Origin of the sequence: Stenotrophomonas maltophilia group sp. Smal32 (genome assembly GCF_030237085.1) — a bacterium.
GTDB lineage: Bacteria > Pseudomonadota > Gammaproteobacteria > Xanthomonadales > Xanthomonadaceae > Stenotrophomonas > Stenotrophomonas maltophilia_Q.
The window spans coordinates 43,987-54,536 of record NZ_JASJSI010000023.1 but is presented as its reverse complement, the minus strand read 5'-3'; the positions used below and the strand labels follow the sequence as shown (position 1 = coordinate 54,536).

The following is a 10,550-nucleotide window of genomic DNA, read 5'->3' as shown; positions in this document are numbered from 1 at the left end:
CTGTTGCTTCGGCTGTTGCTTCGGCTGTTGCTTCGGCTGTTGCTTCGGCTGTTGGTTCGGCAGGTGCCGGGCGCAGCCCGGCCGGACCATCTCCGCAGGTTGCAGCAGCAACCGAAAAAATTGGCCATGATCAGGCGACCCCCACGTCGTACGGCCCGCCCGTTCCGCCAGCCATGCCCGAATATCGTTCCCGCACCTCCACCGCAGGCCGCAACATGGCCGGCGCCCGCGCCCTGTGGCGTGCCACCGGTATGAAGGATGGCGACTTCCACAAGCCGATCATCGCCATCGCCAACTCCTTCACCCAGTTCGTGCCCGGCCACGTACACCTGAAGGACCTCGGCCAGCTGGTCGCGCGCGAGATCGAACAGGTCGGCGGCGTCGCCAAGGAATTCAACACCATCGCCGTGGACGACGGCATCGCGATGGGCCACGACGGCATGCTGTACTCGCTGCCCAGCCGCGAGATCATCGCCGACTCGGTCGAATACATGGTCAACGCGCACTGCGCCGACGCACTGGTGTGCATCAGCAACTGCGACAAGATCACGCCCGGCATGCTGATGGCCGCGCTGCGCCTCAACATCCCGGTGGTGTTCGTCTCTGGCGGCCCGATGGAAGCGGGCAAGACCAGACTGTCCGAGCACAAGCTGGACCTGGTCGATGCGATGGTGGTGGCCGCCGATGACAGCGCCTCCGACGAGAAGGTCGCGGCGTTCGAGCGCAGCGCCTGCCCCACCTGCGGCTCCTGCTCGGGCATGTTCACCGCCAACTCGATGAACTGCCTGACCGAAGCACTGGGCCTGTCGCTGCCCGGCAACGGCACCACGCTGGCGACCCATGCCGATCGCGAGGCGCTGTTCCGCCGCGCCGGCCGCCTCATCGTCGAACTCTGCCATCGCTGGTATGGCGGCGAAGACCCGAGCGCGCTGCCGCGCGGCATCGCCACCCAGGCGGCGTTCGCCAACGCGATGGCCCTGGATATCGCCATGGGCGGTTCCACCAACACCATCCTGCATCTGCTGGCCGCGGCGCAGGAGGCAGAGGTGGACTTCGACCTGACCCACATCGACGCGCTGTCGCGGCGCGTGCCGCAGCTGTGCAAGGTGGCGCCGAACACGCCGAAGTACCACGTCGAGGACGTGCATCGCGCTGGCGGCGTGTTCGGCATCCTCGGCGAGCTGGACCGCGCCGGCCTGCTCGATACCTCGGTACCGACCGTGCACAGCACCAGCCTGGCCGACGCGCTGGAACGCTGGGACGTGGTGCGCAGTGACAACGACACCCTGCATACCTTCTTCAAGGCCGGCCCGGCCGGCATTCCCACCCAGGAGGCCTTCAGCCAGGCCACGCGCTGGCCGACGCTGGACATCGACCGCGCCGAAGGCTGCATCCGTTCGCTGCAGCACGCGTATTCGCTGGAAGGCGGCCTGGCCGTGCTGCGCGGCAACCTCGCGCTGGATGGCTGCGTGGTCAAGACCGCAGGCGTGGACGAGTCGATCCACGTGTTCGAGGGCCCCGCGCGCGTCTACGAAAGCCAGGACGCCGCCGTCGCCGGCATCCTCGCCGACGAAGTGCAGCCGGGCGAGGTGGTGGTGATCCGCTACGAAGGCCCGAAGGGTGGGCCGGGCATGCAGGAAATGCTGTACCCGACCAGCTACCTGAAATCGAAGGGACTGGGCAAGCAGTGCGCGCTGCTCACCGATGGCCGCTTCTCCGGTGGCACCTCGGGCCTGTCGATCGGCCACGTCTCGCCGGAAGCCGCCAGCGGCGGTGTCATCGGCCTGGTGGAAGACGGCGACCGCATCCGCATCGACATCCCCACCCGCCGCATTGATCTGTTGCTGGATGAGGCCACGCTGGCCCAGCGCCGCGCCGGCGCCGACGCGCGTGGCTGGAAACCGCGCGCACCGCGCCCGCGCAAGGTCACCAGTGCGCTGAAGGCTTACGCGCTGCTCGCCACCAGCGCCGACAAGGGCGCCGTGCGCAATACCGCCCTGCTCGGCGATTGATCCCGATGCGGTAGTGCCGGCCGCTGGCCGGCATCTGGGCGCATCATGTGCAACCCTGTACATGGACGTCACGATGCGCTTCGGCCTGATGCTTTTCTCATGGGTGATCGCCGCACCTGTACTCGCCGGCGAATGCCAGTTCGACAATCGCGCCGAACTGCTGGCGATGCCACCCGATGCATTCAATCAAGGGCCCGGGGAGGGCTGGGACGCACTTGTCGAGCGCGCAGGCTGCCAGTTGGAACTGGCTGACCTGTTCGCCGCATACCGGCGCCAGGCCAAGGCAAGCGGCCACCCAGAGCTGGCCTGGCACGAGGCGCAACTGCGTGCCTACGAGGGGCAACGCGATCCCGCCAGCGCACTGATGCGGTTGACGTACAAGCCTGCCGACGCCGATCCGGAGGGTTGGAACCTCTACGTGGATGCGACCATCGCCTTTCTGGATGACGACCTGCCGGCACTACGACGTGCGCGCGCGCGCTTGGCCGCCCTGCCGCTGCCACCCGGTACCACGCTCAGGGAAGGGATGGTCGAGATGCGTAGCGCGCAGGGCCTGCAGCACGTCGCATGGCCACCGCGGCTGAAGGCGGTGGACGACCTGATCCGCTGCATGTACCAGCCCTACGCACTGGCGTCCGACTCATGCCCGCAGTCGCAGGACTGAAAGGCGAAACGACCCTGCTCGCGCGACGGGGTCAGAGCCCTTCCGGCGGAAGGGATCTGACCCCGCTCCTCAGCCGATGGTGCGCTTGAACGGCGGCAGCGCGTCGATGATGCGCTTGCCGTAGCGGCGGGTCAGCAGCCGCGAATCGAGGATGACCACGCGGCCGGTATCGGTGGAGGTGCGGATCAGACGGCCGGCGAACTGGGTCAGCGTGCGCAGGGCGTGCGGAATGGCGATCAGGTTGAACGCATTGAGCCCGCGTCCCTCGAACCATTCGCTGAGCGTGGCGGTCTGCGGGTCGGTCGGCACCGCGAACGGCACCTGGGTGATCACCACCGTGGTGCAGGCCTCACCCGGCAGGTCGAGGCCTTCGCCGAAGGAGTTCAGGCCGAACAGCACCGAGCCCTCGCCCGCCGCGACGCGGCGCAGGTGTTCGTCGATCAACCGGGTCTTGGACATCTCGCCCTGCACCAGCACCTGCTTGCGGCGCGCGGCCGACATCAGGCCGGCTACCTTCTCCATCTTCCAGCGCGAGGTGAACAGCACCATCGAGCCCTTGGCCCAGTCCAGTTCGGTGTCGAGATAGCGCGCCACTTCGCGTGGATGGCCCTCGCGGTCGTCCGGGGTGACCGGGAATTTCGGCACGATCAGCTCGGCCTGGTTGGGCAGGTCGAACGGCGAGGACAGCGAGACCATCTCGGCGTCTTCGGGAATGCCGTTGTCGATCGCCAGTGACTGGAAATCGCCACCACCGGTCAACGTCGCCGAGGTCATCACCACCGAGTCCACTTCATCCCACAGCAGCTTGCGCAGCACGTGCGCGGCCGACACCGGCGAACCGTGCAGCACCAGGTCGCCGTCGCGGGTGGCGGTGACCCAGCGCGCCATCGGCGGCGCACCGTCCTTGTCCTCGCGACGCCAGGCCTGCCACAGGTTGTACTGCTGCTCGATCATCTCCAGCGCCATGCCCAGGTTGCGCTGCAGGCGCTCGCGCGCGGCGTCGTCCGGCTTGCCCTTGGCCACCTGCGCGGTAGCCGCATGCGCCCAGTTGTAGAGACTGCGGGTATCGTCGGCCAGTGCTTCGATCGGCTCGCGCCAGGCCTCGGGCAGGCGACCGTTGGCGGCGCGCCACATCGGCTCCTCGTCGGCCGGCGCCGGCATCCACACCCGCTCGATGTGGTCACGGAACGCGCGCAACTGCTTGGCCACGTTGCTGGCCACTTCGATCGCTTCGTTCGGCAGCAGGTTGCCGAGGCGATCCTTGTCGACCGCGCGGTAGGCACCAGCGATCAGGATCTGCAGGCGGCCGGTGCGCTTGGCCATTTCATCCAGCGCCAGGCTTGCCGCGCCCTGGTCGATCGCCACGCTGCCGATGTGATGGCCTTCGTCCAGCACCAGCAGCATGTCCGACGGCGGCGCGATCAACGGCTGGCCGTTGTCGCTGTCGCCGATCGACAGTGCCGACAGCAGCAGCGCGTGGTTGGTGACCACGATCTGCGCATCACGCACGGTATTGCGCGACCGCAGCACCGCGCATTGCGCCGAGTAGGCGCAGCGGCGCCCGGCGCAGCCCGAGGCCGGCGTGGTGATGCGGCTGCGCAGGCCGGGACTGATGGTTTCCGGGGCGTTGTCGATGTCACCATCCCAGCTGCCGCCGGTGAAGGCATCGGTCAGGCGCTTGGCGATGTCCATCTCGATCGGCGCCAGTGGCCGGTCGAACAGCGGCGCGTCGTCCTCGAACATGCCGCCCTGCGAGCCCTCGCCCTGCGCCTCGGCGGCATTGCGCGTGCACAGGTAGCGGGTACGGCCCTTGGCCAGCGCCACGGTCGCTTCCAGGCCGGTGGCCTTGAGGAAGTTGGGAATGTCGCGCTCGACCAACTGCGACTGCAGCGCCACGGTGCCGGTGCTGATCACCAGCTTCTTCTTGCTGGCCAGCGCGATCGGCACGCCCGCGGTGAGGTAGCCCAGGCTCTTGCCGACGCCGGTCGGCGCCTCGACCACGCCGACGCCGCCACTTTTGGACAGCGCACGCGACACCACGCCGATCATCTGGCTCTGCGAGCGGCGGGTGGAAAAGCCGGGCGTATTGGCCTGCAGCGTCGTGTACGCCTTGCGGATCGCGTCCTTCAAGGAGTCATCGAGCGCGCGCGGAGCGGCGACGGTTTCGGTCACGCCGGGAATTACCGTAGCTGGATCAGGCCGGGCATTGTCGCACGGCCGGCCGCATTCACCGCCGCTGGCACCCTGAACGGGCCAGCGACGACGCGCGCTGGCGGTCACGGTCCGGTGGCCGGACCGTCCCAGGGGCAGATACGCCGGGCATGACCCGGCGCGACCGGTCAGGCGGCCGGGAGCGTACGGGTACGCAGCAGGCGCACCAGCGCCCACACCACCAGCACCACGCCGATGGCCTCGACCATCGCCAGCGCGAAATGCAGCACGCCGAGGATGGCGCTCAGGCTCGACACAGCACTGAAATCACCGCTGCGCACCATCCACATCGGCAGGATGCCCGCCGCCATGCCGCCAAGGCTGGCCAACAGCAACAGCAGCAGGCCGACCAGGGCACCGGTGCGGGTGGCATCGCGCGGTGCGCCGACCACCCAGACCAGGCCCACGCACAGCGCGATCAGCACCGGCAGGCGCACGCCCACCATGCTCAGCACCGTGACCAGCAGGGTTGCGTTGTCCATCGATCAGTCCTCGCCGGCCAGCACGGCCGAGCCCTGGCGCAGCGACTGGTAGACCTCGTCGGTCTGCGGGCGCACACCGTGCCACTGCAGGAAGCTCTCGGCGGCCTGCTCGACCAGCATGCCCAGGCCATCGACCGTATTACGGCACTCCGCGGCGCGCGCCCAGGCCAGGAAGGCGATGGCCGCCTCGCCGTAGTTCAGGTCGACGGCAGTGGTCATCGAGTTGACCAGCGACAGCGGCAGCTTGAACTCGACGTCGCGGTCGCGGCCGGCCGAGGTGGCGTTGACGATCAGTTCGAAGTCGCCCAGCTCGCGCAGGTCTTCCCAGTAGCGGCTGATCGCGCGGCCCGGCTCGCCCATGGCATCGATCAGCTCATCGGCGCGTTCCGGCGTGCGGTTGACCACCACCAGCTCGGTGATGCCGGCATCGAGCAGCGCCGGGGCGACGCTGCGTGCCGAACCACCGGCGCCGATCAGCAGCATGCGGCGGCCGCGCAGGTCCAGGCCATGGCGATCGGTCAGGTCACGCACCAGGCCGATGCCGTCGGTGGTGTCACCGTGCCAACGGTCGCCCTTGCGCAGCAGCGTGTTGACCGAGCCGGCGCGGCGCGCGCGCGCGGTCAGCGTGGTGCACACCGAGAACGCGGCTTCCTTGTGCGGCGAGGTGACGTTGGCGCCGACACCGCCCTCGGCGGCGAAGGCTTCCAGACCGCCCAGGAACGCATCCGGAGCCAGGTCGATCGCGCGGTAGTCGATGCTGATGCCTTCCTGGCGACCGAACACCGCGTGGATCTGCGGCGACTTCGAGTGGGCAACGGGGTGTCCGAAGACGGCGTAACGGTCGGTCATGGAATCCTCAAGCTGGCTAGACTGATGCTCTTTCGTGCACGGACCCGGATGATGCGCATCACCCCGCCCCTGCTGGTGCTTGCCGCCAGTCTACTCTCTGCCCCCGTGGCAATGGCGTTGAACGAGTACGGCATCGAAGGCATGGGCGTGGTCTCGACCCGTGCCGACGAAGGCCGCGCCACGATCAGCGCCGACGGCCAGCGCATCGTGTTCGCGCGCCGCGGCGAGGCCGGCTGGGGCCTGTGGCAGGCACGCGTGGTCGATGGCCGCTGGCAGCAGGCGCAGGCGCTGCCGGTGGGCGTGGCCGGCGAGGCCCGCGATCCCTACTTCAGCCGTGATGGCCGCTGGCTGCTGTTCGCGGCCGGCCGCGAGGGCGCGCTGGCGCTGTACCGCGCCACGGTGGAAGCCGACGGCCAGCTCGGCAAGGCGCAGACCTTGGCGGGCGATGGTGGACGCCGGGAAGAGCGCGGACCGGCCCTGAGCGCGGATGGGCGACGACTGTTGTTTGCCCGCCAGCAGGGCCGGGGCGCCGGCTGGAATCTGTTCGTGTCGACGCTGGATGCCCAGGGCCAGCGCGGACCGGCCACTGCACTGAGCGCGTTGAACAGCGCCGACGACGAGACCGACGGCGACTGGCTGGGCCAGGACGGCGCCGTGGTGTTCAGCCGCGGCAGCGGCACCACCGCACAGGTGTGGAGCAGCGGTTGTGCGTGGACCGGCGTGGCCCTGCAGCCGTTGGGGCTGTCATTCAACCAGACGGGTGGCTGGACCGGCGCGCCGGTGGTCGACAACGCCAAGCCGGGCGAGATGATGGTCGCCAGCAGCGCGGCCAAGGCACCGCGTGCCGGTGGCGTGGACGTGTACCGGTTGGCGGTACCAAAGGTGGCGGCGGTGGCGGGGTGCGTGCGGTAGATCCACGCCACGCGTGGATGGCGCCCGCGAAGGGGTCAGAGCCCTTTCCTGCGGAAAGGGATCCGACCCCGGGCATTGCCCGTCAGCGCGACAACACCCTGGCGCGCTGCTGCTCGTACTCGACCTCGCTCAGCTGGCCATTGTCCTTGCGCTGGTTCAGCGCGGCCAGCTCGGCCTGCACGCTCTCCGGCAGGGCCTGCTCACGGGCCACGTGGCGGGCAGCGGAGAGCTGCTCCGGCGGGCGCTTGCCGGCCCGCCAGGCGGCGATGAAGACACCGACGATGATGGCGCCGAAAACCAGCGTACCGATGCCCCAGATCAGCCATTGCATCCATCCCAGTTCGGGCCCCATCGCGCATTCCTCCGTCTATCGTGGCGCTATTGTCAGCGCTCGCGCAGCCATCGCGCCACCTGCGGCGCGAAATAGGTCAGCACGCCATCGGCGCCGGCCCGCTTGAAGCCCAGCAGCGACTCCAGCACGCAGGCGCGCTCGTCCAGCCAGCCGTTGGCGAAGGCGGCCTTCATCATCGCGTACTCGCCACTGACCTGGTAGGCGAAGGTCGGCACGCCGAAGGTCTCCTTCACCCGGCGCACCAGGTCCAGGTACGGCATGCCCGGCTTGACCATCACCATGTCGGCGCCCTCTTCCAGGTCCAGCGCGATCTCGCGCAGGGCCTCGTCGCCGTTGGCCGGGTCCATCTGGTAGGTCTTCTTGTCGGCCTTGCCGAGGCTGGCTGCGCTGCCCACCGCATCACGGAACGGACCATAGAACGCCGAAGCGTACTTGGCCGAGTAGGCCATGATGCGCACGTTGATGTGGTTGCCGGCATCCAGCGCGCGGCGGATCGCACCGATGCGGCCGTCCATCATGTCCGACGGCGAGACGATGTCCGCACCGGCCTCGGCATGCGACACCGACTGCTTGACCAGCGCGTCGACGGTGATGTCGTTCAGCACATAGCCCTTGTCATCGATGATGCCGTCCTGGCCATGGGTGGTGTACGGGTCCAGCGCCACGTCGGTCATCACTCCCAGTTCCGGGAAGCGCGACTTCAGCGCGCGGATCGCCCGCTGCGCCAGGCCGTCTTCGGACCAGGCGGCCGATGCGTCCAGCGACTTCAGCGACGGGTCGATCACCGGGAACAGGTCGATCACCGGAATGCCCAGCTCCAGCGCCTCTTCGGCCACCTTCAGCAGCTCTTCGATCGACAGCCGTTCAACGCCCGGCATCGACGGCACCGCGGTGCGGCCGGCCTGTTCGTGCACGAACACCGGGTAGATCAGGTCGTCGGTGGTCAGCGTGTTCTCGCGCATCAGGCGGCGCGAGAACTCGTCGTGGCGCATGCGGCGCGGGCGGTACAGCGGGTGGGACATGGCAGGCTCCGAGGAGTGGCTATTGCAACAGGTAGCCCTGCGGCAGCAGGGGTTCGGGCAACGGGCGTTCGCCTAGCGCATCGAGCTGGTCGATCTCGATCGTGCGCACCAGCGCGTCCAGCGGCAGGTCGTTCGGCTCCAGGCCGAACGGGTCTTCCATTTCTTCGCCCAACTGGTCCAGGCCGAAGAAGGCATAGGCAAGCACCGCAGACAGTACCGGCGTGCCCCAGCCCAGCGAACTGGCCAGGCCGAACGGCAGCAGCACGCAGAACATCCACGCGCAGCGATGCAGCAGCAGGGTGTAGGCGAACGGCAGCGGCGTGGTGAGGATGCGCTCGCAGCCGGCCTGGATCGACGACATCGCGTGCAGGCGCTCTTCAAGCTGGGTATAGAGGATGGGGTCGAGCTGGCCGGCGCGCAGCGCCTGCGCCAGTTCGGCCGCGATCATCGCCAGCAGTGCATCGGGCACGTTCTCGCGCTGGCCCAGCTGTTCGCGCTGGCGCTTGTCCAGCCACGGTAGTGCCGCCAGGGCGACGATGCGGCCACGCAGTCGCGCCGCCAGCGCATGGGCGAACGCAGTGGTGAGGTAGGCGACGCGACGACGACGGCCCGCGTCGTCGGCCAGCAGCAGGTTCACCTGGCGCGCCAGCGAACGCGATTCGTAGACCAGCTGGCCCCACAGCTTGCGGCCTTCCCACCAGCGGTCGTAGCAGGCGCTGTTGCGGAAGCTCAGGAAGATCGACAGCACCAGGCCAAGCAGGGTGAACGGCGTGACCGAAACGCGTTCGATGCCGGTGGGCGGCGCCAGTTCCACCACCGCGGCCACGGCGATGGACAGGATCAGGATGGCCAGCACCTTCGGCGCGATCGCTTTGACGATCGAGCCGCGCAGGATGTACAGCAGTTGCCAGCCGTGGGGACGGGGTCGGATGATCATGGGGCAGCCGCGCGGGGCGCGGATTCACAGGCACGCGGGGGGCTCGCGCAGCCATTCATTGTACGCCCCCGCCCGGCCATCGGCCGTGTGCCTGCGACGCCCGGTCGCACCCGGGACCGGGCTCAGACCACGCCGCCACCTAGGCCAAGGCGCAGGATGCCGACCACCACCACGATGCCGTTCAGGACCAGGCCGGCCCAGGCCCGGCCACGCTTGCTCGGGTGGGTGAACAGGATGCCCAGCGCGGCGATCACCGCGCCCACCGCAGCGAACGGGATCAGGAACCAGTTGCCCCAGCCGAGCAGTGGAATCAGCGCCAGGATCATCCACAACAGCGCCAGTACGCCCCACAACAGACTGATCACACCCATGTCGCTCTCCCGCAGTTGGTTCCTGCCCCAACCATAGACGTTCCCGCTGCCGCCGCCTACTGCCATTGGCGGAGCTGTCACCCGCACCGTGCTAGCGTGCTGCCGTGCGTGCCCTGGCCCGGGTGTTGGCGCCGATTCAGAGTGGCCCGCCGATGATCGCAACCAGTCCTACAGGGGTCGTGCCATGAACATCCGTTGGGCCGCGTTGGCGGCCATCCTGCTGGTCGCCGCTGGCTGTGCCAGCACCTCCAAGGTGATGCTGGGCCGCGCCCGCGCACCGATCGATCCGGCGCTGGTGCAGATCTATTCGACGCCACCGGCCGGCTCCCAGGAAATCGCCCAGCTGGAATCGGCTTCAGCCGTCGGCTTCGGCACCCAGGGCCAGACCGATGCCGCCGTGGCCCGCCTGAAGCGTGAAGCCGCGGCGCTCGGCGCCAACGGCGTGGTGCTGATGGGCGTGGGCAGCAGCGGTTCGCCGGTAGGCATGTCGGTGGGCGCGGGCACGTTCGGCTCGCACGTCGGTGGCGGCGTCGGCATCGGTATTCCGACGACGCAGAAGCGCGCCGCGGGCGTTGCCATCTGGGTGCCGAATCCGGCACCGCCGGCGCGGTTGCCGACACAGGTGATCACGCCGCAACCGCAGCGGTGATGCGGCACTACCGCTGCAACCGACGCATCGCTCTGGTGGGTGCCAACCTTGGTTGGCACGACCCCACAGCGCCGACCAAGGTCGGCATC

General features: G+C 68.8%; 11 protein-coding genes. 4 read left to right on the top strand and 7 right to left on the bottom strand.

Going from position 1 to position 10,550, the window contains the following annotated elements:
• The first annotated feature begins 173 nt into the window (after window positions 1-173).
• Entirely contained in the window at window positions 174-2,012 is a 1,839-nt protein-coding gene (ilvD, locus tag QRO91_RS08145; RefSeq protein WP_049428555.1) for a dihydroxy-acid dehydratase, read from the top strand.
• A gap of 61 nt (window positions 2,013-2,073) precedes the next feature.
• Window positions 2,074-2,676, top strand: coding sequence for a hypothetical protein (locus QRO91_RS08140; protein WP_049428556.1), 603 nt, complete (start codon window positions 2,074-2,076; stop codon window positions 2,674-2,676).
• Window positions 2,677-2,745: 69 nt separating this feature from the next.
• Here the strand turns inward: QRO91_RS08140 and dinG are convergent, their stop codons facing one another.
• The 3 genes from dinG to aroE all read right to left on the bottom strand — a co-directional run bounded on the left by dinG (window position 2,746) and on the right by aroE (window position 6,218).
• Window positions 2,746-4,848 carry an ATP-dependent DNA helicase DinG gene (gene dinG / locus QRO91_RS08135; protein WP_049428557.1) on the bottom strand — a complete coding sequence of 701 codons (2,103 nt, stop codon included), beginning with the start codon at window positions 4,846-4,848 and terminating at the stop codon, window positions 2,746-2,748.
• Window positions 4,849-5,015: 167 nt separating this feature from the next.
• Window positions 5,016-5,369, bottom strand: a complete 354-nt coding sequence (locus tag QRO91_RS08130; protein ID WP_049428559.1) for a hypothetical protein — start codon at window positions 5,367-5,369, stop codon at window positions 5,016-5,018.
• Window positions 5,370-5,372: 3 nt separating this feature from the next.
• A complete protein-coding gene (gene aroE / locus QRO91_RS08125) occupies window positions 5,373-6,218 on the bottom strand; it encodes a shikimate dehydrogenase (RefSeq protein ID WP_049428561.1) in 846 nt (281 codons plus the stop codon).
• Window positions 6,219-6,266: 48 nt separating this feature from the next.
• Here aroE and QRO91_RS08120 point away from each other — a divergent pair, with 48 nt between their 5' ends.
• Window positions 6,267-7,130: a PD40 domain-containing protein gene (locus QRO91_RS08120; RefSeq protein ID WP_100443714.1), complete on the top strand. Its 864-nt coding sequence runs from the start codon at window positions 6,267-6,269 to the stop codon at window positions 7,128-7,130.
• 82 nt (window positions 7,131-7,212) lie between these two features.
• Here the strand turns inward: QRO91_RS08120 and QRO91_RS08115 are convergent, their stop codons facing one another.
• The 4 genes from QRO91_RS08115 to QRO91_RS08100 all read right to left on the bottom strand — a co-directional run bounded on the left by QRO91_RS08115 (window position 7,213) and on the right by QRO91_RS08100 (window position 9,812).
• Window positions 7,213-7,482, bottom strand: a complete 270-nt coding sequence (locus QRO91_RS08115; RefSeq protein ID WP_049428564.1) for a hypothetical protein — start codon at window positions 7,480-7,482, stop codon at window positions 7,213-7,215.
• 32 nt (window positions 7,483-7,514) lie between these two features.
• Window positions 7,515-8,504, bottom strand: a complete 990-nt coding sequence (gene hemB, locus QRO91_RS08110; RefSeq protein WP_049428566.1) for a porphobilinogen synthase — start codon at window positions 8,502-8,504, stop codon at window positions 7,515-7,517.
• Between the two features lie 19 nt (window positions 8,505-8,523).
• Complete coding sequence (locus QRO91_RS08105) at window positions 8,524-9,441, bottom strand: bestrophin family protein (protein ID WP_049428569.1); 918 nt, start codon at window positions 9,439-9,441, stop codon at window positions 8,524-8,526.
• A gap of 122 nt (window positions 9,442-9,563) precedes the next feature.
• Entirely contained in the window at window positions 9,564-9,812 is a 249-nt protein-coding gene (locus QRO91_RS08100; protein ID WP_005411548.1) for a hypothetical protein, read from the bottom strand.
• A 184-nt stretch (window positions 9,813-9,996) separates the two neighbouring features.
• Between QRO91_RS08100 and QRO91_RS08095 the strand changes: the two genes are divergently transcribed.
• The gene (locus tag QRO91_RS08095) at window positions 9,997-10,461 is read left to right on the top strand and encodes a hypothetical protein (protein WP_014038879.1); all 465 of its coding nucleotides are present in this window, start codon (window positions 9,997-9,999) and stop codon (window positions 10,459-10,461) included.
• Window positions 10,462-10,550: the final 89 nt, after the last annotated feature.

Excerpts from the sequence above, each read along its gene's own strand:
- QRO91_RS08100 (WP_005411548.1), bottom strand. The coding sequence starts at position 9,812 with ATGGGTGTGATCAGTCTGTTGTGGGGCGTACTGGCGCTGTTGTGGATG.
- ilvD (WP_049428555.1), top strand. The coding sequence starts at position 174 with ATGCCCGAATATCGTTCCCGCACCTCCACCGCAGGCCGCAACATGGCC.
- QRO91_RS08115 (WP_049428564.1), bottom strand. The coding sequence starts at position 7,482 with ATGGGGCCCGAACTGGGATGGATGCAATGGCTGATCTGGGGCATCGGT.
- QRO91_RS08140 (WP_049428556.1), top strand. The coding sequence starts at position 2,074 with ATGGACGTCACGATGCGCTTCGGCCTGATGCTTTTCTCATGGGTGATC.
- QRO91_RS08120 (WP_100443714.1), top strand. The coding sequence starts at position 6,267 with ATGATGCGCATCACCCCGCCCCTGCTGGTGCTTGCCGCCAGTCTACTC.
- QRO91_RS08105 (WP_049428569.1), bottom strand. The coding sequence starts at position 9,441 with ATGATCATCCGACCCCGTCCCCACGGCTGGCAACTGCTGTACATCCTG.
- aroE (WP_049428561.1), bottom strand. The coding sequence starts at position 6,218 with ATGACCGACCGTTACGCCGTCTTCGGACACCCCGTTGCCCACTCGAAG.
- hemB (WP_049428566.1), bottom strand. The coding sequence starts at position 8,504 with ATGTCCCACCCGCTGTACCGCCCGCGCCGCATGCGCCACGACGAGTTC.
- QRO91_RS08095 (WP_014038879.1), top strand. The coding sequence starts at position 9,997 with ATGAACATCCGTTGGGCCGCGTTGGCGGCCATCCTGCTGGTCGCCGCT.
- QRO91_RS08130 (WP_049428559.1), bottom strand. The coding sequence starts at position 5,369 with ATGGACAACGCAACCCTGCTGGTCACGGTGCTGAGCATGGTGGGCGTG.